Genomic DNA, 25475 nt, shown 5'->3' on the forward strand with positions numbered 1-25475 from the left:
TTCGCGCAGATCCGAAAGTACGAGGAGGACGTCATGAACCGCAGGATCTTCACCGCCGCGAGTGCGCTCGCGATCGTCGCGGGCGCCTCGGCGCTGTTCGCGCAACAGCCAAGCAGCCGGCCTGGCTTCGCCGCCGACGGCACCGTCTCGGTCCCGGCGTTCGAGCTCCCGCCCTCGCCGCTGCTCAGTCCCGAGGCGCTCGCCCAGCAGCAGGCGCGCGCGAAGATGCCGTCGTTCGACCCGGCGATGGACGTGCCGATCGCGATCATGCGCGTCGCGACCGAGCGCGCGCTGGCGCCCAGGGTCGCGGTGGCGCGCGAGCGCTATCCGGTCGAGATCGTCGCGCAGGTGATGGGCGGGGTGAAGACCCGGGTGATCACCCCGAAGGCGGGCGAGGCGTCGCGCGACCGGGTGCTGATCAACCTTCATGGCGGTGGCTTCCAGACCTGCGCCGACAATTGCGCGCTGGTCGAATCGATCCCGATCGCCGCGCTCGGCCGGTTCAAGGTGGTGACGGTCGACTATCGCCAGGGGCCGGAAAATGTCTTCCCGGCGGCGTCGGAGGATGTTGCGACGGTCTACAAGGAACTGCTCAAGACCTACCGGCCCGACCGGATCGGCATCTATGGCTGCTCGGCCGGCGGCGCGCTGACCGCGCAGGCGGCGTCGTGGTTCTACGCCAACAAGCTGCCGATGCCCGCCGCGATCGGCATCTTCGGCGCCGGCGGGGTCCGCTTCGAGGCCGGCGATTCGGCCTATGTCGCCGCCTATATCGACGGCTCCTTCCCGCCGCCGGGCAAGTCGAAGCTGGCGCAGGCCTATTTCAAGGGCGCGAAGATGGACGATCCGCTGGTCTCGCCCGCGCTCTACCCGGCCGTGATCAAACATTTCCCACCAACGCTGATCATCACCGGCACCCGGGCGATGGACATGAGCCCGGCGGTCTACACCAACAGCGCCCTGCTCAAGGCCGGGGTCGACAGCCGGCTGATCGTCGGCGAGGGCATGGGCCATTGCTATATCTACAGCGCCGACCTGCCCGAGGCGCGCGACGCCTATGACCAGATCGTCAAATTCTTCGATGCGCATCTGGGTGGGAGGAAGCGGTGAGAGGCACGGAATTGGCTTTTTCTTAGCCTTCTCCCGCTTGCGGGAGAAGGTTGGATGAGGGTCTTCTTCTGCTTCCTGTTCTCTGAGCTGGAAAAGAAAGGAGGAGAAGAAGGAGAAGAAGAAGACCCTCACCCTGACCTCTCCCGCAAGCGGGAGAGGGGCTAAGAAGGACCATACCGCTAAGTTTAGTGCCCATGGGATCAAGTCCGGGATGACGAGGGTGAAATGATGGACCTCCCTGCATGACCGCGGTCGACCGCATCGCCGACACCCTGCGCACCGCCGCGCTCGCGGCCGGGGACGGCGCGTGGCTCGGGTCGGAGGAGACGCTGTGCGCACGGTTCGAGGTGACCGCGCCGACGCTGCGACAGGCGGCGCGGCTGCTCGAGCATGAGGAGGTGCTCAAGGTCCGGCGCGGGGTGCGCGGGGGCTATTATGCGCACCGGCCGAAGATCGACACGATCGCGCGGGTCGCCGCGACCTGGCTGCGCGGCAATGCCGATGTCCTCGACGAGAGCCGGCTGCTGATGGATGCGCTGACCCCGCTGCTCGCCGATCTGGCGATGCGCAGCCCGCGGCTGGGCGAGCTCGCCGCATTCGCGCAGGCCTCGCCGCCCGACGCCTCGCTCGAAAGTTTCGCCGATCGCGAGAGCCGCTTCGTCACCCTGCTGGTCGCGCTCGCCGACAACGAACCGCTGCGGCTGGTGTTCGCGATCTTCTTCCAGGTCGGGCTGACCGTGCCGCGCCGCCGCCGCGCGTCGGACCGCATCCTGATGGAGGAGGTCGAGGCCGAGCGCATCGCGCTGGCCCGCGCGCTGATCGCGGGCGACGCCGCCACCGCGGTCGGCCATGCGCTGAGCCATCGCCGGCTGATCCTCGCGGCGATGAAGCGCAACCTGCTCGCGGAGAAGGCGGCGTAACTCGCGATCTCGCTGGGAGCGGGCCTCATCCCTTTCTTCTTCGTCACCCTGAACGTGTTTCAGGGTCCACCGTGACACAAGGGGCCGTTCCCGAGGGGATGCGTGGATCCTGAAACACGTTCAGGATGACGAAGAAGGAAAGAAGCGAAGAAGGGCGCACGCATCGCGATTTTCCGCGCGCATTTCACTATATCCTTTCGTATACAGCGCGTCGTCACCGCAACAAGCGGGACACAAAAAAGGGGTCATCGATGCGCGTCACCAGCCTGTTGTCCATTGCCGCGATGCTGTGCGCGTTGCCCGCTCTGGCGCATGCCGCCGAAGCCGAAGAAGCCGCCGCGCCATCGTCCACCGCCGGCGACGATCCGCTCGAGATCCTGGTCACCGCGCGACGCCGGGTCGAGGATGCGCAGAAGGTGCCCGGATCGCTGTCGGTGGTCGGCGGCACCCTGCTCGACCGCTCCTATACGGTGAACACCCAGCAACTGAGCCTGCTGGTGCCGACGCTCAACTACAGCTCGGCCAATCCGCGCAACACCGCCTTCACGATCCGCGGCCTCGGCAGCAGCGTGGTCGCGGTCAGCCAGGCCAATGACGGATTGGAACCCGGGGTCGGCTTCTATGTCGACCAGGTCTATCATGCCCGCCCCGCCACCGCGGCGTTCGACTTCACCGATATCGACCGGATCGAGGTGCTGCGCGGGCCGCAGGGCACCCTGTTCGGCAAGAACAGCACCGCCGGCGCGATCAGCATCTCGACCCGGCTGCCGACCTTCACTCCCGAGGCGTCGGAGGAACTGTCGATCGGCGAGGACAAGTTCGTCCAGATGAAGGCCTCGGCCTCCGGCCCGATCAGCGACAAGGTCGCCTTCCGCCTGTCGGGGCTCAGCACCCGGCGCGACGGGGTGATCCACAATGTCGTCACCGGCCGCGACCAGAACCAGATCGGCAACCAGGCGGTGCGCGGCCAGCTGCTGTTCAAGCCGTCGGAGGCGGTGCAGCTGCGGCTGACCGCCGACTTCACCAATTTCGAAAGCAATTGCTGCACCCAGGTCTATCTGCGGGTCGCGCCGACGCTCAAGGCCGCCGCGCGCCAATATGCCGCGCTCGCCGCGGGGCTGCCCGGGGGCGCCTATGTCCCGCCGAGCCTTAACCCCTATGACCGCAAGACCGACATCGACGCGCAACTCGGCGTCGACACCAACGAGGGCGGGGTGTCGGCCATTCTCGACTGGAATCTGGGCGGTGCGACGCTGACCTCGGTCAGCGCCTGGCGTTTCTGGAACTGGGATGCGGCGAACGACCGCGACTATACCGGCATCCCGATCCAGCTCACCCAGCATATCCCCTCGCGCCAGGACCAATATAGCCAGGAGCTGCGGCTCGCGTCGAACGGCGACGGGCCTTTCTCCTATGTCGGCGGACTCTATTTCTTCCGGCAGAAGATCACCGGCGAGCCGATCTCGATCTACGGAGCCCAGGCGACCTACTGGCTGCTCGGCCCGGCGCCGGCCTTTCCCGCCAACCTGCTCGACGGCTATGGCACCGACGGCCACACCGATTTCCGGTCGGACAGCTATGCCGCGTTCGGCGAGGTCAACTGGAAGCCGGTCGACCGGCTGACCGTCACCGGCGGGCTGCGCTACACCTATGAGCAGAAGGAAGGCACCTACGCGACCACGGTGTTCGGCGGCCTCCAGAATGTCAGCACCGCGCTCAACAATTCGAAACTGTCGATCCTGCGCCCGCAAAGCTATGCCGCCCGCGTGCGCGACGGCGATTTCACCGGCCGCGCCAATATCGCCTATCAGCTGACCGACGACATTCTCGGCTATGCCAGCTTCGCGCGCGGATCGAAATCGGGCGGGATCAACATGTCGGGGCTGCCGCTCGACAACCAGAACAACCCCTCGCTCAACACCGCGGTGGTCAAGCCCGAGAAGAACAGCGCCTGGGAGGCCGGGCTCAAGACCCGGCTGTTCGACCGCCGGCTGATCTTCAACATCGACGGCTATTATACCCGCGTCACCGATTTCCAGGCGAACGTCACCGACACCGGCGCCGCCGCAGCGCTGCGCACCTATCTCGCCAACATCCCCAAGGTGACGGTCAAGGGGTTCGAGGCCGATGCGACCGCGCTGATCAGCAGCAAGTTCTCGCTGCGCGCCGCGGTCGCCTATGCCGACGGCAAATATGCCGACTATCCCAACGGCCCCTGCCCGATCGAGCGGATCAGCAGCGCGACGACGGTGTGCGACCTGAGCGGCAAGGGGCTGTCGAGCCTGCCCAAATGGTCGGTGACGCTGGGCGCCGACTATGCGGTGCCGGTCAAGTTCGGCCGCACCGAGGGCGACCTCTATGTCCATGCCGACAGCAATTCGAAGACCAAGGTCTATGGCGACCCGACCGCCTCGGCCTATACCGTTATCAAGGGCTATACGTTGGTCAACGCCAGCATCGGCTTTCGCGCCGCGCCGGGCTGGGAGGTCGCGGTCTATGCGCGAAATCTGTTCGACAAGGACTATATCCAGAACGTCACGATTCAGGCCGGCAATTCGGGGCTGATCCTCGGCACGCCGAGCGATCCGCGGTCGATCGGGATCACCCTGCGCGCGCGGCAATAGGGCTTTCAGATCCTCCCTGCGCGCAGCGTGGGGAGGTGGCGCCGCAGGCGACGGAGGGGTCTCTTCCGCTTCGCGTTACAGTTGCTTCGATGTTCCGCACGCCCCCTCCACCATCCTTCGGATGGTCCCCCTCCCCATGCAAGCATGGGGAGGATCTGCCACTACATCGGCGGCTCTTCCTCGACCGCCGGCACCGGCTCGCTCGCCGGCAGCGGCACACGCTGGCGCTGGGTCCCGCGCACGAACAGCGCCGCGTCGGCCGACAGCGATTCGAGCCGCCAGCCGCGGTCGCTCTGGCCGATCGCGACGATGCGGGTGGCGCCGTCCTCGCCGCGGACCATCGCGACCGCATCATGGGGGAGCCGGCCGGCGATGCCGACCAGCACCGGCATGTCGGGCGGCCAGGCCGGGCTGCGCGGGCTCACCGGATCGAGGAACAATCGGCGCCGCGCGTCGTCGGCGGACGGCAGCGGCGACGGGACGATCGTCGCGATACTGGGCGCCGCCATATCGGGCGCCGCCGGTTGCACGGTCGCGCGCGGCCAGAGCAGCAGCACCGGCACGAGGATCGCCGCGCCGATCGCGGGCGCTATCACCGCAAGGCCGGCCCGCCGGCTCATCGTGCCTGCTCCCGGAGCCCGACCGGCCGCGCCTCGAGGCGCACGCTCGGCTCGCCCGGGGCGGTCCGCGCCAGCCGCCAGCTTGCCAGGCGGATCGCCGGTCGCCCGGCCTCGATCGCGCGCACGAAATCCAGCAGATCGGCCTCGCCGCCCGACAGCGCAATATCGGCGGCGAGCAGCGCCGGCCGGGCCGTGTCGGCGGGCAGCATCGTCACCCGTTCGACCAGCAGCCGATGCCCGTTCGCCGCTGCACCGATCCGTGCCGCGAACGCCGCCGCGGCAGCGGCGCGATCGGCGCCGGCAAAGGCCTGCCCGGCCGCGATCAGCGGGGGCGCGGGATGCGATCCGCGCGCGGCCAGCGCCGCGACCGCCGCGAGCCGTCCCCGCGCATCCGCCAGGGCGCCCAGCCCCGCCCAGCCGCCGACCATCGCCGCCACCAGCACGATGCCCAGCGCGATCGCCGCAACCGCGCGCCGCCCGGTCATCGCACCCCACCCTTCAACGTCACCCGGATCGTTCCTTCGTCGGTCGGCGCCTGGCCGGTCTCGCGCAGGCCCGCGAACATCGGATCGCCGGCAAGCAGCGGCCGGATGCGATCGGGGTCGGGAGTGTCGATCTCGATGGCCAGCGCGCCGGCCTCGTCGCGCGCGACCGAGGCGAGACCGCTGTCGGCCGGCAGGATCGCCGCGAGCCGGTCGAGGACCGCCCCGACCGGTACGGCCGTCATCGCCGGCGCGGCGACCGCGCGCGCCGCTTCGCCGAGCATCTGTGCGCGCGCCCGTGCGATCGCGCCAGCCTCGCGGGTGGCGATTCGCCGGGCCTGCAAGTCGGCGACCAGCACCAGCCCCCAGGACAGGATCGCGACGCTGACCGGAATGGAGGCGAGTGCGAGCGCCACGATCCGCCAGGCGGGGCGCGGAACGTCGAGTGCCGGCAGCCGCGGCCGCCACGCCGGCAGGGCGATCCCCCGCCCCGCGCGCAGCCGCGCCCATAGCGTGTCGAACAGGCTCGGCCCGACCGCCTCGACCGACACCGGATCGAGTCCGGCGGCGATCAGCCGCGCGCGCGCGGCAGCCTCGTCCCCGGCATGGACGATCCGAATCTCGGTGACGCCGCTGCGCCGAAGCGCCACGCAGCGAAAACGGGTCGTCGGGGGCGAGGTCATCCCGCGCAATTAGAAGCTTTCTGCGCCGAGGGAAATCGTCCGGCGCCCGACAAAACCGCAGGATGACGCCCGTTCTTCGATATGCAATGCCGGCGTAATATTTCAGCCATGAAACACTAACCTCCACGACGCATTGCTCGGCTAGCCGCTTGCCGTCCACACATAAGGGGGAACCACATGTCCGATCCTGACGGCATGACCGGCGGCTATACCGACGGCGATATCGATACCAACCGCAGCAACAACCCCACGCTGATGAGCATGGTCGAAGCGCGCTATTCGCGCCGCAGCCTGCTTGGCGGCATTTCGGCGGCGACGATGGCGGTGCTCGGCAGCTCGCTGCTGACCGCCTGCGGCGACGACAACGACACGCCGAAGGTCAATGCCGGCCAGAACGGCAACAGCTTCTCGGGCAAGGCGGTGACCCTTGCCGGCACCGCGACCGACAAGGACGCCGCCCCCAGCGTCGCCTGGGTCCAGGTCTCGGGCCCGTCGGTCAGCCTCGAAACCCCGAACGCGCTCAACACCAAGTTCATCGCGCCGAGCGTGAGCGCCAACACCGACCTGGTGTTCCGCTTCACCGCGACCGACAGCAAGGGCGCCAGCTCGACCGCCGACACGACCGTGACGGTCGCCCCGGCGAAGCTCGACTTCACCGCGGTGCCCAAGAGCCTCGCCGACCTCGTCACCGTCCCCGCCGGCTACAGCGTGACCGTGCTCTACCGGCTCGGCGACCCGATCACCTCGGACACCGCCGCGTTCAAGAATGACGGCACCGACACCGGCTATGACAAGCGCGCCGGCGACCATCATGACGGCATGTCGTTCTTCGGCCTCGCCGCGACCGGCACCGCCGCCGATCCGGCCAGCAGCAGCCGCGGCCTGCTCGTGCTCAACCATGAGAATATCACCGCCGCCTATCTCCATCCGAACGGCCAGACCGGCGCCGGCACCGGCGGCGTCCGGCCCGAGGCCGAGGCGCTCAAGGAAATGCAGTGCCACGGCGTCAGCGTCGTCGAGGTCACCCGCAGCGCGACCGGCGCCTGGTCCTATGTCCAGGCCTCGACCCTCAACCGCCGCATCACCCCGCTGACCCCGATGCGCTTCAACGGGCCGGTGCGCGGCGCGCCGCAGCTCCGCACGATCTTCTCGCCCGCCGGCACCGATGGCCGCGGCACGATCAACAACTGCGCCAACGGCTATATGCCGTGGGGCACCTACGCGACCAACGAAGAGAATTGGGCGGGTTATTTCCGCCGCGACACCACCGACGACGCCGTCCGCGGCGGCGCCACCGCCAAGGCGGTGGTCTCGCTCAACCGCTACGGCATCGGCGTCGCCACCTCGCGCGCCGGCAACAACCGCTGGAGCACGGTCGTTCCCGCCGACAGCAGCAGCACGATCTACAGCCGCTGGAACATCAACGCGGTGGCATCGGCCCCCGCCGACGGCACCGGCGACTTCCGCAACGAAGCCAACCAGTTCGGCTGGGTGGTCGAGATCAACCCCTATGATCCGACCTCGGTCCCGCGCAAGCGCACCGCGCTCGGCCGCATGAACCATGAGGGCTGCTGGCCGTCGCGCACCGTCGTCGGGGTCAAGCCCGCCTTCTACATGGGCGACGATGCGCAGAACGAATATCTGTACAAGTTCGTGTCGGCGACCCCCTGGGCGGCGGCCGACGCCAGCGCCACCGACCGCCTGGCGATCGGCGACAAATATCTCGACGCCGGCACCCTCTATGTCGCGCGCTTCAACGCCGACGGATCGGGCCAGTGGATGCCGCTGGTGTTCGGGCAGAACGGGATCACCGCCGCCAACCCGACCTATGCCTTCACCGACCAGGCCGACGTGCTGACCAACGCCCGCCTTGCCGGCGACGTGCTCGGCGCGACCAAGATGGACCGCCCCGAATGGACCGCGGTCAATCCCAAGACCGGCGAGATGTATCTGACGCTGACCAACAACTCGTCGCGCAGCTTCACCGGCACCGACGCCGCCAATCCGCGCTATTATAACGACCCCAAGGGCACGGCGGCGCAGCGCGGCAACCCCAACGGCCATATCATCCGGCTGAAGGAAACCGGCGACACGTCGGAAGCGGTCGCCTTCACCTGGGACATCTATGCCTTCGGTGCAGGGTCGGATCTCGACGCGACCAACATCAACCTGTCGGGCCTCGACGCCACCAACGATTTCTCGAGCCCCGACGGCCTGTGGTTCGCGCGGTCGAGCAACCCGTCGGGCCTCGTCAATCCGCTGCTGTGGATCGAGACCGACGACGGCGCCTATACCGACGTCACCAACTGCATGCTGCTCTGCGCGATGCCGGGCACGGTCGGCGACGGCGGCGCGAAGACGATCACCAACATCAACACCGACGGCACCACCCGCACCCAGGCGACGATCGTCGGCAAGGCGCCGGGGGTGAACCTGCGCCGCTTCCTGGTCGGCCCGAAGGAGTGCGAGCTCACCGGGATCGACACCACCCCGGACGGCCGCGCGGTGTTCGTCAACATCCAGCATCCGGGCGAAAACGGCTCGGCGGCGACCCCGTCGAGCAACTGGCCGGCGAACCAGACCGCCGCCGCCGCGGGCGTCCGCCCGCGCTCGGCGACGATCGTCATCACCAAGGATGACGGCGGCGTCGTCGGGCTGTAAGCCGCACCGAACGTGACCGCGTGAAAAGGGCCGGTCCCGCCAAACGGCGGGGTCGGCCTTTCGCTGTCCGGAGGCCATCCGCGCTGCCGTCGCATGCGGATGGGTCGGCCCCGCGATGCGAACATGGTTTACTTCATGCCTTGACCACCCGACATTGCACCCATGGATGGATCGGAAAGAAACGGCATGGCGTGGCGCGAACAGATCGCCTGGGTGACCCTGATCGCGATGCTGCTGGCTTACGGTCTCTATTTCACCCTGATCTCGATGGGCGAGCCCGGCCCGCTCAGGATGCTGGCGACCTTCGGCATCATCGCCCTGGTCCAGGCGGTCTGCGTCCTCGCCGTCAACGTGGCGCTGGCCGCCCGCGCGGGGGAGGAGGCCCGGATCGGCGCCGACGAGCGCGACCGGGCGATCGCCCGGCGCGGCGCGCGCATCGCCTATCATGTGCTGCTGGTGGGGATGATCCTGGTCGGGGTGGTGATGCCGTTCAGCGCGCAGGGCTGGCGGATCACCAACGCCGCCCTGTTCGCGCTGGTGGTCGCCGAGGCGGTGCGTCACCTGGTCGTCGTGGTCAGCTATCGCCGCGGATGGGTCGGCTGACACCAGGTTCCGGTGATCCTGGCTCACCCGGTCTTGGTATCAGTCCGTGCGGCGTTCGAGCCAATCAATCGAGCATGCGTCGGCATCTTCGAGATCGCGCAGACGGCCGTCGGCGTCGCCCGCGACGACGTCAGGCCGGCCGCCTGCCCGCCTGCGCCTCGGCGATCGATACACCCATCGTCTCGATATGGGTGGGATCGAAGCCGATCCGGATCGCCGGATCGAAATCGAGATCGTCGATGGCCTTCTGCAGCACGGCGCGCAACGCGACGGGCTTGAGGTCGAAGAAGATGCCTGATCGCAGCCCATGTTTCGCCGCGACCGAAGCGAGCGTGATCACATAGCGACGCCCGCTGGCGAGCGGATGATCGTCGTCGATCAGGTCGACCGCGAGCGACTCCGGCTTGCCCCCCGCACCCGTCACATTGTGATAGCCGAACTTGACCTTCGAAAATCCATTGTTGAAGGCCTGGAGTTGCGCAGCGATCGTCCGGTGGCCATCCTGGATCCGCGGCCGGAATCCCAGCCCCTCCATTTCGGATATTACCAGGCCGACACGCGTCGCGAAGGTTGGAAAACATTCCTTCAGCCGCTGTGTATTTCGATCGATACGATCCGATTCTTTCATTGCACCAGCCCTCCGCCGAATTATCATTGCTATACTGGGGATGATTCGACAACAGAACTTGATATCGGATTGAACCACGCCGGGTATTTTGCCATCGTCGGCGACGGTTTTTGCAGTTTACTTGGGCGCAAAGGGCCGGAGGGGGAAACACGCGATGTTCGGATCCGAGATACTCGAGATCGCGATCGGGCTGATCTTTCTGTTTCTGATACTCAGCCTGCTGGCGACGACATTGCGCGAGCAGATCGAGGCGGTGTTCAAGACCCGCGCGGTCCATCTGGAACGCGGTATCCGCACCCTGCTCAACGATCCCGAGGGCAGCGGCATCACCAAGCAGCTCTATGCGCACCCGCTTCTGTACGGACTGTTCGATGGCGATCAGCAGGCGGGCAGGCTGACCCGTTTCCTGCCCAATGTCCGCCCGGCTTCGGACTCGGGCCAGGCGAAGACCCCGTGGATCGGATCCAACCTTCCCTCCTATATTCCGTCGCGCAACGTCGCGATGGCGCTGCTCGACATGGCATCGAAGGCCGGCACCGCCGCCGACGGCACCAAGATCGATCTCGAGGCCGTGCGCGCCACCGCGGCGACGCTGACCAACGAATCGGTGGCCCGCGCGCTGCTCGTCGCGGTCGGCGAGGCGAAAGGCGACATCGATCGCGCGCGCACCAGCCTCGAAGCCTGGTTCGACAGCAATATGGACCGTGTCTCGGGCTGGTATAAGCGCGAGAGCCAGAAGATCCTGCTGCTGCTCGGCTTTCTTCTGGCCGCGGCGCTCAACGTCGATTCGCTGCATGTCGCCGGGGAGCTTTCGCACCACAATGCGCTACGCCAGTCGGTGGTCGCCCGGATCGAGGCGGCCCGCCCCAAGGGCGTCGATACCGAAAAGGACATCGACACGCTGGCGGCCAAGCTCGACGGCTTCGACAATGTCATCGGCTGGGGGGTGCTCGACAAGCGGGTCACCGAGGAGAAGAAGCTGTACAGCGCGGGCTTCGTGCTGCCCGCCGCCTTCTGGCTGTGGCTCTGGGCGATCCTGTGCGCCATTCCGGGCTGGGCGATCACCGCTTTCGCCGTCGGTCTCGGCGCGCCCTTCTGGTTCGACCTGCTCAACAAGGTGATGGTGATCCGTTCGACCGTGAAGCCGTTCGAAAAGAGCCCCAATGAGGGATCGGAGGATCGCCGCGGCGCCGCACCGCCGGCCGACCAGCTCGCGCCCGTCCCCGGGGTGCCGGGCGCCGCTCCCGCCGCGCCGACCCGGCCGCCGGCCGGCATCGCGGGATCGCCGACGACCGCAACCCTGCGCCTGGCCATCGAGGATATGACCAGCCTCGATCCCGGCACGTTGAGCCTGACCGCGAACGGCACCGCGATCGTCATCCCGGTCGATGGCCTGATCGAGCTGCCGCTGCCCCTGGGCGAGCAGCAGGCGCTGGTCGCGAAGGCGAAGCGCGGCAAGCTGCCGGTCGCCTGGGAGGAGCAGTTCACGCCGTCCACGCTCGACGAGGCGCGGCCGCTCACCATATTGCTGCAATAGAGGGCCGCCCGATGGAAAGCATCTTCACCGGACGGGCCGCCCCGCTGACCCAGGCGGCGTTCGACGACACGATCGACCGCCTGGACAGCGACGCCGCGACGCTGTGGGCGCTGCTCACCGTCGAGACGCGCGGCTTCGGCTATCTTCCCGATCGCCGCTGCAAGATATTGTTCGAACGCCACATCTTTTCCGCGCGGACGCAGGGCGCGTTCGACCGCAGCGATCCGGACATCAGCAATTCGACGCCCGGCGGCTATGTCGGCAATGCCGGCGAATATCCGCGGCTGGCGCGGGCGATGCTGCGCGACCGCAAGGCCGCTCTGGAAAGCGCTTCCTGGGGGCTCGGCCAGGTGATGGGCTTCCACGCCATCGGCCTCCATTATGTCGACGTCCAGGCCATGGTCGAGCAGTTCAAGCGCGACGAGGACGCACAGCTCGACGGGGTGGCGCGCTTCATCACCGGCAACCGTTCGCTGCTCGCCGCGGTGCAGACGCGCAAATGGGATCGGGTGGCGTTCTTCTACAACGGCAAGAATTTCGCGAAGAACGACTATCACGTCAAACTCGCCAAATATTACGAGCTCTACCTGCGCAAGGCCCAACCCTCGATCGAGCTCAGGGCAGTCCAGGCACGGCTCGGCTATTGCGGATTCGATCCGCGCGGGATCGACGGCTATGCGGGACCGGGCACGACCACCGCGCTGAAGGCATTTCAGCGCAGCAAGGGGCTGAAGGAAAGCGGCAGCGCCGATGCGGAAACCGTCGACGCCCTCGTCGCAGCCACCGACCCCGCTTAGCCAAGCGCCTATTGCTCGCCGAACAGCCGCGCCAGCGTTCCACCCAGCGGCGCCGGCATCGGCCCGTCGCCATAGGGCCAGTCGAGGAACCCCAGCGCCGCGATCGCACCGCCATCGACGTGCAGGGTGGTGCCGGTGATCGCCCGCGACAGGTCGCTCGCCAGGAACAGCACCCCGTTGACGACATCCTCGACCGAAGGCGCGCGCTTCTGGGGGATGTACATCGCGAACGACTGTTCGAGCGCATCGGCGCCGACCGCCGCCAGCCGCTCGAAATCCTCCGGGTAGAGCGCACCGTTCGAACCCTTCGCCGGCGTCGTGTCGGGCGCGATCAGGTTGACTCGGATCTGGTCGGCGCCGAGTTCGACCGCGAGCGCCCGGCTGAAATTGGTCGTCGCCGCCTTGGCGCCGGCATAGACGGCGTAGGTCGCCGCCCCGCGATGCGCCTCGATCGTGGTGAAATTGACGATGCTCCCGCCGCGTCCGCCCCGGCGGATCAGCGGCACCGCGCGGCGCAGGCTGTCGATCACATAGCCGTAGTTGAGCCGGATATCGCGGGCGTCATCGTCGCGGTTCCTGTCGACGAACCGCCCGCGGCGCACCCCGCCGACGACGTTGACGACGATGTCGACCCGGTCGAAGGCCGCCTCGACCCGGTCGTAGAACCCGTCGAGCGCCTGGGGATCGGCGGCATCGCCCGCGACCGACAGGATCCGCGCGCCCAGCGCCTCGACCGCGGGTACGATCGCGGCGACCGCTTGCGGGTCTATGTCGAGGCTGGCGATGCTCACCCCCGCCTCGGCGAGCGCCAGCGACACCGCGCCGCCGAGCCCGCCGGCGCCGCCGACCACCACCGCGACCTTGCCCGCCAGCGCGGCCTGGGCGTCGAGCAGCCCCATCAGACGCGCTCCCTCGCCTGGTCGACATGCGCCATCAGCGCATCGGCGAGCGACGATGTCGAAAAGGGCTTCAGCCGGTCGAGTTCGCCGCGACGGACATGTTTCGGCCAGTCGGGTTCGGCGATCATCGCGCGGCCGACCCCGACCAGGTCGAAATCGCCACGGTCGAACCGCCGCATCAGCTCGTCGAGGCTGGGGAGGTCGAGCCCCGCGGTGCGCCCCTCGCCCAGACTCGCGAGCAGATCGCAATCGAGCCCGATCGACCCGACCGTCATCGTCGGCACGCCGGTCAGCTTCTTCACCCACCCGGCGAGGTTGAGATCGCCGTCATCGAACGCCGGCTCCCAGAAGCGGCGTTGCGAACAGTCGAACAGGTCGACCCCGGCCTCGACCGCCGGCGCGAGTAGTTCGCCGAGTTCCTGCGGGCTGTCGACCAGCCGCGCGGCATAGTCGACCATCTTCCACTGCGAGATGCGCAGGATCACCGGCATTCCGGGATCGAGCCGGCGCTTGCATTCGGCGATCACCTCGGCGGCGAATTGCCCGCGTGCGCGGGGGCTACCGCCATAGCGATCGGTGCGGTGGTTGAGCGCGCTCCAGAAGAACTGGTCGATCAGATAGCCATGCGCGCCATGGACCTCGACCCCGTCGAAGCCGAGCGCCTTGGCCATGTCGGCGCCCTGGCCATAGGCCGCGATCACCGCGTCGATCTGCGCCAGGCTCATCCCCTCGCAGACCTTCCGCCCCGGCGCGATATAGCCCGACGGGCTGACCTGCCCCAGTTCGGGCCGGAAGGCGACATCACCGCCGGTCAGCACGTCGGGGCCGCGATAGATCAGCCCGACATGCCACAGCTCGGGCATAGTGAAGCCGCCGGCGGCGTGGACCTTCGCCGCGACATGGCGCCAGCCGTCATAGGCGCGCTGCCCATGGAAGCGCCCGAGCAGCGGATTGTCGCCCGACGAGACATGATCGATATAGACCCCCTCGGTCACCACCAGGCTCGCCCCGCCCGCGGCCCGCCGGGCATAATAAGCCGCGCCCTCGTCCGACGGCACGCCATCGTCGCATGCCTCGAGCCCCATCGGCGGAAACACGATCCGGTTCGGCAGGGTGAGCCCGCCGAGCTGGAACGGGGTGAACAGCCCGCTGAAATCGCGGATTTCGATCATGGCAGCCTCACCCCTTTTGCTCGATGAGCGGAACCCGACGACCGTTCCGTCCGCCTGGGCTCATCCCCGCAACACCACCCCCGCCTGTCCCCAAGGCGCCGCCGCACCGTCGCCGCGAAACCCGCCCGGCAATTCCTCGACCATGTCCATCGCCGCCGCCAGCCGACCGAAGCCGATGAAATAGGCGGTGAATGCCCCGAGCTCGACGATCTCCGCCTCGGAGAAATGCCGCCGCAGATCGTCGAACTGCGCATCGCCGATCGCGAAATGGTTGGTTGCCGACAGATCGGCATAGGACAGCGCCGCCTTTTCGGCGTCGCTCAGATCGGGCGCGTCCTGCGGTCGTTCGAGCGAGCAGACGAGCCCCTCGTCGACCCCATCCTCGACCGCCGAGCTATAGCGCACCGCCATGCAGCTGCGGCACTGGTTGTGAAAGGCGATCCGCAGCCGCACCAGCTCGATCAGCCGCCGCGGCAGGCCGGTCGCCGCGAACAGCGCCCCGCCGAACCCGATCACCGCCTTGGCGACCGCGGGGGAGTGCGCGAGCACCCGGGTCATCCCCTGCTCGAGCGGCGTCGCCGCATCGGCCCGGGCCAGCGCCCGCAGCGCGGGATCCCATTGGTCGGGCGCAAGCTTCGAAAGCCTCGTCATCATCCGCTCCATCGCCGCAAGGCTGGGCGATGTCGTGGCGGGTAGCCGCGCTCGCCTCTGCGCTGAACATGTGTTCAACGTCGCGGATGATTTGTCAATTGGCGACCCGGGAGCAAGCGGCCGGATCAGTCTTCCAGCCAGGCCTCGGCGTCGTCGAGGCTGTCGAACAGCTCGAAATTCGATCGGAGCTTCGTGATGCGGCGGGTCTGCATGTTGGAGAGCGCGCCGTGGCGAACGGTCGCGATCTTGCGCGCCTTCAGGGGCGAATGCAGCAGCAGCGCGCCAAAGGCCTCCATCACCTCCTGGGTCTGGACGATGCTGCCTTCGGTCTCGATCAGCAGATCGAATTCGCCGCTATCCCAACCCATCTTCCGAACGACACTCTGTTCCTCACGGGAAAATGCCTCGACATCGGCGACCTTCAGCAAACCGCCCATTCTGGCGCGCACGCGCCTGCGCTCGGCCTCCGTCGTGACGATGATCATCTCTTCTCCCGATCGGCGCCTGTCGGTCAGGTCCGAATATATCTATTTTCAAAGAGTATAGCGCCCATGCCGGCCGGCTGGAAGCGGGTGTCGGCGGCCTATCGCGGCTCGACCCGCCCCAACCACGCCTCCACCGCCGCTTTCGCCGCGTCGTGGCCCATGCCGATCCCCAGCGTCTCCTCCATCACCAGCAACCGCGACACCGAGGCCAGGAAGATCGTCATCGCCATCGGATCGGCTAGGCCCGGCTCCACCGCCACCCCGGCACTACGCAGGATTTTCGCCAGGCCCTCGGCATGCTTCGCGCGGAACAGATCGGCAGAGGCGACGATCTCCGATCGGATCGCCTTGCGGTGGTTCGCCAAAGCCATGAACTCGATGGCCAGCGCGGTGCAGGTCGGGTCGAGACCGAGCGCCCATAGCGCATGCAGCGGCCGCTCGGCGGCAAGCGTCTCGGCGAGCCGCGCCATCGTATAGTCGACCGCGCGGCGATAGACCGCGATCAGCAGGTCGTCGGTGGTCGGATAATAATAATGGACCAGCGCAGGCGTTAGCCCGACCGCCTTCGCCACCCGACGGGTGCTGACCGCGGCATAACCTTCCTCGCGCAGCAACTTCTCGGTGCCGTCGAGCAGCACCGCGCGGGTGGCCGATTGTTCGGTGCCGATCCGTCGTGGCGTGGGCAAGGGGTGGTCTCCTGTCGGGTATGAGCCCTGCGCGCAGAGAGGATCGAGGGCGTCGATGGTAACGACGGGACGCCCGATGCCCAAGCCTCTTCGTGGCGTGGCGGGATATCCACCACAGGCAATAGACTGTTCCGTATTTCGACAATTGCATCGCCATTTCGCCATGTGTATTATTGTACCCAGCTGGCGAATAAAGACCGGCATGAGGATGAGAAAGGGATCAAGGGGCGCCGAAGGCGCGCTCCGTGAGGCGATATCATTTGCCTGGCGCACCGCGCGCCCACCTGCCCGATCAGCTTCGATCCGTTCGACGACATTGTCCGCGATGACCGATGCGACACCCCGAACAATGGACCGGAACAAGGTCCGCGGGGCCAGCCCGAACAACCAGAAAATATCTTGGGAGAGATGAGGCCATGAACAGCAAGCACCACAAGATCCTGCTATGCCTGACGACGATCGCGTCGTCGGCGGCGATCGGCGCCGCACCGGCTTGGGCGCAGAGCGCGGCGCCCCCGGCCGAACCGGAGGTCCTGCCCGGCCAGGCGACGACCGCGGTCGACCCGAACGAGATCATCGTCACCGCGCGCAAGCGGCAGGAATCGCTGCTCAAGGTGCCGGTGATCGAAACCGCGATCCCGATGGCGCAGCTCGAACGGCTCAACACCTCCGATCTCAAGAATATCGCCACCCTCGTCCCCGGGCTGGTGGTCGGCAACCAGCTGCTGTCGATCGGCACCCAGGTGTCGATCCGCGGCATCGGCACCAGTTCGTCCGATCCCGGGGTCGATCAGTCGGTGTCGCTCAATGTCGACGGGCTCCAGCTCGGATCGGGGCTGGCCTATGGCAGCGGCATGTTCGACGTCGGCCAGATCGAGGTTCTCAAGGGTCCGCAAGCCTTGTTCTTCGGCAAGAGCAGCCCGGGCGGGGTGATCTCGGTGCGCACCGCCGACCCGACCGACCAGACCGAGCTGATCGGCCGCGCCGGCTTCGAATATGAAGCGCGCGAGGCCAAGGCCGAGCTGATCGCCTCGGGCCCGGTCGGCGAAACCGTCAAGGCGCGGCTCGCCGGGCAATATTCGGCGTCGCGCGGCTTCTTCCGCAACGAGCCGATCGTTGCGCCCGGGCTCGGCGGCAAGACCCCGGCCAATGGCCATGCCCCGCGCGGCCGCGACTATATGATCCGCGGCACGCTGCTGTGGAATCCCGACAGCAGCTTCGATGCGCGGCTCAAAACCAATTTCGCGCATAACCGCACCGAAAATGCCGACGCCTATCAGTTCGTGTCGTGCCCCGACGGTACCGGCGCGCCGCTGGGCATTCCGTTCGTCGGCATCGGCGAGGACTGCAAGCTCGACCGGACGATGCGCGTCGTCGATCTCGATCCCGCCGCTTATGTCGGCGTGCCCAATGGCGGCACCCCCTATCTGCTGACCAACCAGCGCTATGGCAGTTTCGAGATGAACTGGCGGCCCGAAAGCGGGATCAGCTTCACCTCGGTCACCGGCTATTACGACCTCGATTCGAAGAGCCTGGTCAACGCGATCGAGACCGGGTCGGCGGGCCCGCCGATCGCGGTCACCAACAAGTTCCACCGCACCGACTTCACCCAGGAAGTGCGGGTGACCAGCGACTTTTCGACCCCGTTCAACTTCACCGCGGGCGGATTCTACCAGGACGGCAAATTCGGCAATCTGATCACGATCCTCGGCAACACCGCATTGCGGCTGCCGCCGCTGCTGCAGAAGGGCGCGCTCGATATCGATATCAGCACCTATTCGCTGTTCGGCCAGGCACGGTGGAAGATCGTGCCGCAGCTCGAACTGTCGGGCGGCGTGCGCTGGACCAGCGAGACAAGGCGCGAGACCGCGTTCGACTATATCGCCAACGCCGCGGTGGCGCCGGGGGTGCCGAAGATCCATTCGAGCAACTTCGCCCCGGAGGCGACGCTGACCTACACCCCGACCGACGATCTGACCGTGTTCGGTGCGTACAAGAAGGGCTATAAATCGGGATCATACAGCGTCGCGACTCCGCTTACCCCCGGCAAAAACAACTCGTTCGGCGACGAGAAGGTCGAAGGCGGCGAGATCGGCATCAAGAGCCGCTTCCTAGACCGGCGCCTGAAGATGAATCTGGCGGGCTATCATTATAAATATAGCGGACTGCAGGTCGGCGTCGTCGAACCGACCACCACCGCGGTGATCCCGATCCGCACCGTCAATGCCGGCGCGGCGAAGGTTTACGGCGTCGATTTCGACATCGCCTATCGGCCGGAGGCGGTCGACGGGCTCAACCTCCATGCCTCGGTCAACTGGAACCATGCCCGCTTCACGACACTCGACAACGCGCCCTGCTATGGTGGCCAGACGATCGCGCTCGGCTGCACGCTGCAACGGAACCCGGTGACCGGCCTGTTCACCGCGCAGGACCTGTCGGGGCTGCCGCTGGTGCGCGCGCCCAACTGGCAGGTCAATTTCGGCTTCGACTACGACTTCGATCTCGGCCGCGACATGAAGCTGATCGTGACCAACAACAACCAATATTCGTCGCGCTATGTCGCGGTGCTGTCCGACCGCGCCGACGCCTATCAGGGGAAATTCCTCAAGACCGACCTGAGCCTGACGCTCGAGGGGCCGCAGCGGCGCTGGGATATCGCGCTGATTGGCAAGAACCTGACCAACCAGATCACCTCGAGCGTGCGGGTGCCGTCGAACGCCGCCGCCGGCGTGATCCTGGGCGGGCAGACCACCGGCGGCACCACCAGCGGGATCGCCGGAGTCGACGAGATGGGCGCGTTCGTCGACCGCGGACGCGAGCTGTGGATTCGCGTGACGTTCCGGCCGTTCAGCAAATGAGGTGACGATGTCGCCGCGGGCGGAGCCCCGTGGCGGCATCGCCCTCCGGAGGCACCCGATGGCGCAGACCTCCCCCGGCGTCCATCGCATGGTCGCCATCCTCAACTTCCTCGCCGATCATCCCGATCGCGGCTTCACCGTCTCGGATCTGGTCCGGGCGTTGAAGATCAGCCGCGCGACCTGCCACACATTGCTCACCGGCCTGGTCGACGAGGGCTATCTCTACCGCGCCGGCGACAAGAGCTATGTGCTCGGCCCGACGCTGGCCTATGTCGGCCAGGTCGCCGCGCGCCACGCCTCGCCGCTGCAGATCGCCCAGCCCGAGATGCGCGCGCTCGCCGACGATTATGACGCGATCTGCTCGGCCCTGTTCGAGGAGCGCGGGGTGGCGATCGTCCGCGACCGCGCCGCGGCACTCACCCATATCGGCTGGTCGCGCGCGAAGGGCGAACGGATCGCGCTGCGCCCGCCGTTCGGCGCCGCCTTCTTCGTGCGCACGCCCGAGGCCGAACTGCGCGCCTGGATCGACCGGCTGTCGCCCCCGGTGCGCGACGATCATCGCGCGATCTTCTTCGCGACGCTCGGCTTCGTGCGCGACCATGGCTTCTCGCTCTCGGTGCGCACCGCGCCGTTCGACGAACTCCATCTGCCGACCGCGCAACTGCTCGCGCGCGACCAAGCCGATTACCCGGTGGCGATGGCGACCGAGCTGCTCGCCGAGCGCGACTATCTGCCGGTGTCGCTGCTGGCGCCGGTGTTCGACGCGCGCGGACGGGTCGCGTTCGCGCTGGCGCTCAACGGGTTGGCCGGGGCGATGCGCGGCGAGGAGGTGGCCCTGATCGGGCAACGGGTGCGCGAGGCCTGCGACAGGATCGGGAGTTATATCGCACGACGGACGAGTAGCGGTGAGTGAGGCGGTGCGACCAAACCGTCGCCCCGGCGGAGGCCGGGGCCGCCCAAGGCTGGAACATGCGCTCTATCTTGGGCGGTTCCGGCCTCCGCCGGAACGACGCAGGAGGCTCACCCCCGGCACAGCCCATGCAGCAACAGCTTCACCGACCGCGTCACCAGATCGTCGATCGCTGCGAGGTCGATCGGCTGGCCCAGGATCGCGCCGCGGGTCGGCACGCCGACGACGCTCAGAAAGGCCAGCGCCTTGACCTCTGGATCCTCGGCGATGCCCAGCCCTTCGGCCTCATGACGGCGGAACAGGTCGATCAGGAAGGCGATCGCGGGATGCAGCGACTGGTCGTAGCGCGGGACGATCTCGGGGAAGCGATAGGATTCGGCGTAGATGATCCGCTGGAGCCTGAGGCCCGCCGGGCTCAAGATGCTCGCCACCCGCAGCCGCGCGACCGCGAGCAGGGTCGTTTCCAGATCCGCCACCTCGAGCGCCTCGAAGGTCGCGATCGGCACGATCCACTGGTCGATCGCGCGCTGCACCGAGGCCAGGAACAAAGCGCGCTTGTCGGGATAGCGCCGGTACATCGTTCGCTTGGTGATGCCGGTCGCCGCCGCCAGCGCCTCCATCGTCGTCAGTTCATAGCCCTTTTCGAGGAACATCTCGAGCGCGCCCTCGAGCAGTTCCTCGTGGCGCAGCCGCGACTGTTCGGCGGTCGGGCGGCCCGATGGCGGGGCGCTCGGTCGAGGGGGCAGGAAGGGCTGGTTCATGGCGAATGTCTCTTGCACTCGGGGCGCACTTGTCAATATGTATACTGCTCAGGTGCCCTTACAGAGTCGCCTAGACCATATGGCAGAGCCGGGCATCGGCCGATCAGGAGGTAGTGATGGCGTTAGGAAAGGTTCTCGATCCCACCGCGAAGCGGGCGGACGATATCGCAAGCCCGGGCCCCGATGCCGGCGTGCTCGCGGGCAAGCGGATCGGCTTCCGCTTCGACCGGATGTGGCGCGCCTGGGACTGGATCGGCGAACTGTGGGCCGAGAAGTTCCGCGAGGCCGGCGCCGAGGTCGTGTTCTGGCGATCGGGCGGGCGTTCGGGCGACGAGGGCGAGCGCCATGCCGCCGAATATGAGGCCTTCCTGAAGTCGATCGACGTCGCCGTCGTCGGCCTCGCCAATTGCGGGTCGTGCACCGGCTGGACGGTGCGTGACGCGATCCAGGCGGCCAATGCCGGCCTGCCGACCACCGCGATCGCGACCGCCAATTTCGAGACCTTCGCGCATGAGATCGCCGCACGCGGTGGCCGTTCGGGGCTGCGCGTCCATGTCCTGCCCTATCCGCTCAACGAACAGCGCAAGGAAGATGTGCTGCCGATCGGCGAGGCGCATTTCCTGCCCGTGCTCCAGACGATGGGCGCGCTGCTCAACACCCCGCAGGAGAAGGCCGCGTGACGATCGAACTGATCAAGCCCGGCATCCACCGCGACGCGCCGGTCCTCAAACCGCTGATCAGCCGCGACTGCGGGCCAGAGGGCTGCGAGGTCGACTGGCTCGCCAGCCGGCGCCACGAGACCGAACTCGATATCGAGGCCTTCACCGCCTTCTCGCTCGAAATGGGCTGGGGCGACGGGCTGCCGCTGATCCCGCCGACCGACGCGCGGGTCCGCAGCTTCCTCGCGGAGAATGACCGCTATCCCGACGAGGTGATCGCCACCCTGCCCGGCAATGTCGAATGCACCGTCGAGAAGATCGTGATCAACGCGGTGATGGCGGGCGCGCCGGCGGCGTCGCTCGAACTGATCATCGCCGCGGTCGCCTCGGTCGCCGATCCCGATTTCGAACTGTACGGCGTCAACGCGACCACCGCGCCGGTCTATCCGGCGTTCGTCGTCAACGGCCCGGTCCGCCATGCGCTCGACATCCCGTACAGCTATGGCTGCCTCGGCGGGGTCGCGGGCAACTCCGCGTCGATCGGCCGCGCGGTCCGGCTGATCATGCGCAACGTCGCCGGGCAGCTTGCCGGGGTCACTTCGCAGACCACCTTCGGTTCGCCGGGGCGGGTCGCCGGCATCGTCACCGGCGAATGGGAGGAGAAATCGCCCTGGGCGCCGCTCGCCGAACGCCGCGGCGTCGCCGGCAATGCGGTGACCTCGTTCGGGACGATGGGGACGATGAACGTCATCGACACCACCTCGCACAGCGCGACCGACTTCCTCGAGATGATCGCGCGGTCGATGGCCTATGCCGGCTGCAACTGCTTTTCGGGCGCGGTGCCGTTCGGCGAGATGCTGATCGCGATCAACCCGATCTGCGCCGAGATCGTCGGCCGCGAGATGCCGAACATCGAGGACGTCCAGGCGGTGCTGTGGAAATATGGCAGCGTCGCCGCCGACGACCTCAACCGGATGCACCGCGACCAGCTCGACCAGCAGGGCCGCATCCGCGACGATGGCCGCATCTACCTGACCCCCGAGCCCAAGGACATGCTGGTGTTCGTCGCCGGCGGCCTCGGCGGCCTGCATGCGACGGGCTTCCACACCTTCGGGACCTCGCTCGCCCAGACCAAGCCGATCGCCAGCGCGGTCGCTGCCGCGCATTGACCTCCCCGTCGCCCCGGCGGAGGCCGGGGCCGCCCAAGGCTAGAACGCGCCCTGCAATCTTGGGCGGCCCCGGCCTCCGCCGGGGCGACGGCTTGGGTCCAACAAAACCATAAGGATTCCCCATGTCCGTGCCCGTCTATGAACGCATCCTCCATCTGCTCGAACAGGAGGGGATCAAGACGCTGTTCGGCATTCCCGATCCGGGCTTCGTCCATATGGCGGTCGCCGCCGAGGGGCGCGGCTGGGAGGTGGTGGCGCCGCATCACGAACAGGCGGGCTGCTTCATGGCCGATGCCTGGTCGCGGATGTCGGGCAAGCCCGGGGTGTGCTTCGGGACGATGGGGCCCGGGGTCGCCAATCTCGCCGCCGCCGCGATCGTCGCCGCCAAGGAGAATTCGCCGACGATCTTCCTCGCCGGCAACCGCGCGCGTTCGGCCGACCAGCGGGTCAAGCGCGGCCGCATCCAGTATATCGCCCAGCCCAAATATTTCGAAGCGGCGATGAAATATGTCGGGGTGATCGAATATCCCGAGCAGACCGACGAGATATTGATGGAGGCGCTGCGCGTCGCCCAGTCGGGCAAGCCCGGCCCGGTCTATGTCGAGATTCCGATGCACGTGCTCCACGAGACCCCCGACTGGGCGCCGCTGCAGGCGCCCGAGACCTATCGCCTCGTCCACCAGGCCGCGAGCGCGCCGATGGTCGAGGCCGCGGTCGCGGCGCTGCGTGGCGCCAGGCAGCCGATCCTGCTCGTCGGCCACGGCGTGTTCACCGCGCGCGCGCATGACGCGGTCGGCGCGCTGGCGCGGGCGCTCGGCTGCCCGATCGTCCAGACCTCGGGCGGCACCGCCTTCATCGAAGGCCTCGAGGACCGCACCTTCTCCTATGGCTTCTCGCCCGCGGCGATCGATGCGGTCGACAAGTCCGACGTCGTCGTCGCGATCGGCACCGAACTCGGCGAGCCGCTCCATTTCGGGCTCAACCGCCACTGGGCACGCGGCGATGCCGACCGCACCTGGATCTATATCGAGCGCGATCCGCTCGCCTTCGGGGTCAACCGCAAGATCCATGTGCCGCTGCTCGGCGACCTGCGCGACGTCGTCCCCCAGCTGGTCGAGGCCTTCGCTAACGAGCCCCGCGCGCCCTCGCCCGATCTCGACGGCTGGATCGCGGCGCAGGCCGAACATCGCGCCGGCCTCGCCGCCTCGGCGCCCGAGGGCCGGGTGCCGGTCCACACCGCGCGGCTGGTGGTCGAGGCGACCAAGGCGTTCCCGAAGGACGGGATCATGGTGCGCGACGGCGGGTCGGTGACAATCTTCACCTGGACCTATTCGCAGGCGACCCCGCACGACGTGATGTGGAACCAGAATCTCGGCCATCTCGGCACCGGCCTGCCCTATGCGATCGGTGCGCGGCTCGCGGCGCCCGACCGGCCGGTGATGCTGCTGACCGGCGACAGCTCGTTCATGTTCCACATCTCCGAACTCGAGACCGCGGTGCGCAAGAAGCTACCGGTGATCTGCGTGGTGAGCTGCGACTATAGCTGGGGGCTCGAGGTCGGGGTCTATCGCCGCACGCTCGGGCCGAATTCGCCCGAGACCGAGGCGCATTGGAGCACCGGCGTGCGCTTCGACACGATCGCCCAGGGCTTTGGCGCTTATGGCGAATATGTCGAGCGCGCCGAGGATATCGGCCCCGCCATCGCCCGCGCGCTCGCCAGCGGCAAGCCCGCGGTCATCCAGGTGCCGGTCGACCCCGACGCCAACGCGACCGAGGCGCCCAACTATGCCGAATATTCGTCCTGGGCGGCGTATTGATTGCCCCCTCCTAGATCCTCCCCATGCTCGCATGGGGAGGATCGGAACGGCGCCTTATGCCGGGTTCGCCGCCTGGAGGATCATCGCCCAAGCCGACCAGAAGGCGACCAGGGTGGTGAACTCGACCGCGCCCTTTTCGCCGTAGCGCGTAACCACCTGTGCGAACAGTTCGGCGGGGACGTCGCCGGTCACCACCGCCTGGGTATAAGCGATCACCAGTTTTTGCTCCTCGTCGAACAGGTCCGATCCGCGCCAGTCGGGGAGCGCCGCGAGCAGATCGTCGCCGATCCCGACCGCGCGGGCGATCGGCGCGCGGGTGCGGAACCCATAGTCGGATCCGTAATGGAGATTGACCGTCTGGATCGCGAGCTCGCGCAAGTCGGCACGCTGGCAGAAACCGGTGTCGAGCGCGATCAGCTTGCTGAGCTTGGCCATCTGCAGCGCCATCGCCGGATTGTGCGCAACGATCGCCATGCCGACATGATTTTCGTCGATCTCAGGGTCGGCGACGCCGGGGAACATGTGCCCGAACAGCTCGGCGACCGCGCCGCTCGTCACCTCGTCGGCGGCCGGCGGAAAATCACCCGGCCTGAACATCCCCTTCACCCGCATCGCGGCGCCTCCCGATCCTTGTTGTCGACCCGGCCTATTCATCGCTCGGGCGGCGATCAAGGCCGGGTTTCGGTCTTGCCTCGCGGGCCGGACCGGGGAATGCCATGGAACAACGATCGAAGGAGGAGGAC

The 25475-nt window shown here is 67.6% G+C and carries 23 protein-coding genes; 12 read left to right on the forward strand and 11 right to left on the reverse strand.

Translation table 11 applies throughout. The features are described from left to right. Window positions 1-33: 33 nt before the first annotated feature. From AC1RM6_RS20045 to AC1RM6_RS20055, 3 genes are all read left to right on the forward strand, one after another. A complete protein-coding gene (locus AC1RM6_RS20045) occupies window positions 34-1110 on the forward strand; it encodes an alpha/beta hydrolase (RefSeq protein ID WP_493104462.1) in 1077 nt (358 codons plus the stop codon). Between the two features lie 242 nt (window positions 1111-1352). Beyond that, on the forward strand, window positions 1353-2030 hold the full coding sequence (locus AC1RM6_RS20050) for a FadR/GntR family transcriptional regulator (RefSeq protein WP_493104463.1): 678 nt from the start codon (window positions 1353-1355) through the stop codon (window positions 2028-2030). Between the two features lie 251 nt (window positions 2031-2281). Then, entirely contained in the window at window positions 2282-4654 is a 2373-nt protein-coding gene (locus AC1RM6_RS20055; protein ID WP_493104465.1) for a TonB-dependent receptor, read from the forward strand. A gap of 161 nt (window positions 4655-4815) precedes the next feature. On the opposite strand, the gene AC1RM6_RS20060 is transcribed toward AC1RM6_RS20055, so the two are convergent. Genes AC1RM6_RS20060 through AC1RM6_RS20070 form a run of 3 tightly spaced genes read right to left on the reverse strand, consistent with a single transcriptional unit; the run spans window position 4816 to window position 6439 of the window. Beyond that, complete coding sequence (locus AC1RM6_RS20060) at window positions 4816-5274, reverse strand: hypothetical protein (RefSeq protein ID WP_493104467.1); 459 nt, start codon at window positions 5272-5274, stop codon at window positions 4816-4818. Next, on the reverse strand, window positions 5271-5759 hold the full coding sequence (locus AC1RM6_RS20065; protein WP_493104468.1) for a hypothetical protein: 489 nt from the start codon (window positions 5757-5759) through the stop codon (window positions 5271-5273). Before AC1RM6_RS20065 ends, AC1RM6_RS20060 begins: the two co-directional genes overlap by 4 nt. Next, entirely contained in the window at window positions 5756-6439 is a 684-nt protein-coding gene (locus tag AC1RM6_RS20070) for a hypothetical protein (protein ID WP_493104470.1), read from the reverse strand. The genes AC1RM6_RS20065 and AC1RM6_RS20070 overlap by 4 nt, the downstream gene beginning before the upstream one ends. Before the next feature lie 177 nt (window positions 6440-6616). Here AC1RM6_RS20070 and AC1RM6_RS20075 point away from each other — a divergent pair, with 177 nt between their 5' ends. Further along, window positions 6617-9100 (forward strand): PhoX family protein, encoded by a 2484-nt coding sequence (locus tag AC1RM6_RS20075; RefSeq protein ID WP_493104472.1) that lies wholly within the window; start codon window positions 6617-6619, stop codon window positions 9098-9100. Between the two features lie 186 nt (window positions 9101-9286). Beyond that, the gene (locus AC1RM6_RS20080) at window positions 9287-9703 is read left to right on the forward strand and encodes a hypothetical protein (protein WP_493104473.1); all 417 of its coding nucleotides are present in this window, start codon (window positions 9287-9289) and stop codon (window positions 9701-9703) included. Window positions 9704-9833: 130 nt separating this feature from the next. On the opposite strand, the gene AC1RM6_RS20085 is transcribed toward AC1RM6_RS20080, so the two are convergent. Then, window positions 9834-10238 carry a hypothetical protein gene (locus AC1RM6_RS20085; RefSeq protein WP_493104475.1) on the reverse strand — a complete coding sequence of 135 codons (405 nt, stop codon included), beginning with the start codon at window positions 10236-10238 and terminating at the stop codon, window positions 9834-9836. Window positions 10239-10485: 247 nt separating this feature from the next. Between AC1RM6_RS20085 and AC1RM6_RS20090 the strand changes: the two genes are divergently transcribed. Both AC1RM6_RS20090 and AC1RM6_RS20095 read left to right on the forward strand, forming a co-directional pair. Then, window positions 10486-11868 (forward strand): hypothetical protein, encoded by a 1383-nt coding sequence (locus AC1RM6_RS20090; protein WP_493104476.1) that lies wholly within the window; start codon window positions 10486-10488, stop codon window positions 11866-11868. A gap of 11 nt (window positions 11869-11879) precedes the next feature. After that, window positions 11880-12665 (forward strand): N-acetylmuramidase domain-containing protein, encoded by a 786-nt coding sequence (locus AC1RM6_RS20095; RefSeq protein WP_493104478.1) that lies wholly within the window; start codon window positions 11880-11882, stop codon window positions 12663-12665. 8 nt (window positions 12666-12673) lie between these two features. Here AC1RM6_RS20095 and AC1RM6_RS20100 read toward each other — a convergent pair whose 3' ends face one another. The 5 genes from AC1RM6_RS20100 to AC1RM6_RS20120 all read right to left on the reverse strand — a co-directional run bounded on the left by AC1RM6_RS20100 (window position 12674) and on the right by AC1RM6_RS20120 (window position 16558). Continuing rightward, on the reverse strand, window positions 12674-13564 hold the full coding sequence (locus AC1RM6_RS20100; RefSeq protein WP_493104479.1) for an SDR family oxidoreductase: 891 nt from the start codon (window positions 13562-13564) through the stop codon (window positions 12674-12676). Further along, window positions 13564-14736 (reverse strand): oxidoreductase, encoded by a 1173-nt coding sequence (locus AC1RM6_RS20105; protein ID WP_493104480.1) that lies wholly within the window; start codon window positions 14734-14736, stop codon window positions 13564-13566. Before AC1RM6_RS20105 ends, AC1RM6_RS20100 begins: the two co-directional genes overlap by 1 nt. A 60-nt stretch (window positions 14737-14796) precedes the next feature. Then, complete coding sequence (locus AC1RM6_RS20110; RefSeq protein WP_493104482.1) at window positions 14797-15387, reverse strand: carboxymuconolactone decarboxylase family protein; 591 nt, start codon at window positions 15385-15387, stop codon at window positions 14797-14799. Window positions 15388-15512: 125 nt separating this feature from the next. Then, a complete protein-coding gene (locus tag AC1RM6_RS20115) occupies window positions 15513-15872 on the reverse strand; it encodes a hypothetical protein (RefSeq protein ID WP_493104484.1) in 360 nt (119 codons plus the stop codon). 98 nt (window positions 15873-15970) lie between these two features. Beyond that, complete coding sequence (locus AC1RM6_RS20120) at window positions 15971-16558, reverse strand: TetR/AcrR family transcriptional regulator (RefSeq protein WP_493104485.1); 588 nt, start codon at window positions 16556-16558, stop codon at window positions 15971-15973. A 416-nt stretch (window positions 16559-16974) separates the two neighbouring features. Between AC1RM6_RS20120 and AC1RM6_RS20125 the strand changes: the two genes are divergently transcribed. Beyond that, window positions 16975-19416: a TonB-dependent receptor gene (locus tag AC1RM6_RS20125; protein WP_493104487.1), complete on the forward strand. Its 2442-nt coding sequence runs from the start codon at window positions 16975-16977 to the stop codon at window positions 19414-19416. A 58-nt stretch (window positions 19417-19474) separates the two neighbouring features. After that, window positions 19475-20329 (forward strand): IclR family transcriptional regulator, encoded by an 855-nt coding sequence (locus AC1RM6_RS20130; protein WP_493104489.1) that lies wholly within the window; start codon window positions 19475-19477, stop codon window positions 20327-20329. A 107-nt stretch (window positions 20330-20436) separates the two neighbouring features. Here AC1RM6_RS20130 and AC1RM6_RS20135 read toward each other — a convergent pair whose 3' ends face one another. After that, window positions 20437-21087, reverse strand: coding sequence for a TetR/AcrR family transcriptional regulator (locus AC1RM6_RS20135; protein ID WP_493104491.1), 651 nt, complete (start codon window positions 21085-21087; stop codon window positions 20437-20439). Window positions 21088-21203: 116 nt separating this feature from the next. Between AC1RM6_RS20135 and AC1RM6_RS20140 the strand changes: the two genes are divergently transcribed. The 3 genes from AC1RM6_RS20140 (at window position 21204) to AC1RM6_RS20150 (ending at window position 24732) form a co-directional block, all read left to right on the forward strand. Further along, complete coding sequence (locus tag AC1RM6_RS20140; protein ID WP_493104493.1) at window positions 21204-21767, forward strand: UGSC family (seleno)protein; 564 nt, start codon at window positions 21204-21206, stop codon at window positions 21765-21767. Further along, window positions 21764-22915: a hypothetical protein gene (locus AC1RM6_RS20145; protein ID WP_493104495.1), complete on the forward strand. Its 1152-nt coding sequence runs from the start codon at window positions 21764-21766 to the stop codon at window positions 22913-22915. The genes AC1RM6_RS20140 and AC1RM6_RS20145 overlap by 4 nt, the downstream gene beginning before the upstream one ends. Window positions 22916-23037: 122 nt before the next feature. Next, the gene (locus AC1RM6_RS20150; protein WP_493104497.1) at window positions 23038-24732 is read left to right on the forward strand and encodes a thiamine pyrophosphate-binding protein; all 1695 of its coding nucleotides are present in this window, start codon (window positions 23038-23040) and stop codon (window positions 24730-24732) included. Window positions 24733-24786: 54 nt separating this feature from the next. On the opposite strand, the gene AC1RM6_RS20155 is transcribed toward AC1RM6_RS20150, so the two are convergent. Next, a complete protein-coding gene (locus tag AC1RM6_RS20155; protein WP_493104498.1) occupies window positions 24787-25344 on the reverse strand; it encodes a carboxymuconolactone decarboxylase family protein in 558 nt (185 codons plus the stop codon). Window positions 25345-25475: the final 131 nt, after the last annotated feature.

The organism is Rhizorhabdus sp. GW822-FHT03C02 (assembly GCF_058801765.1).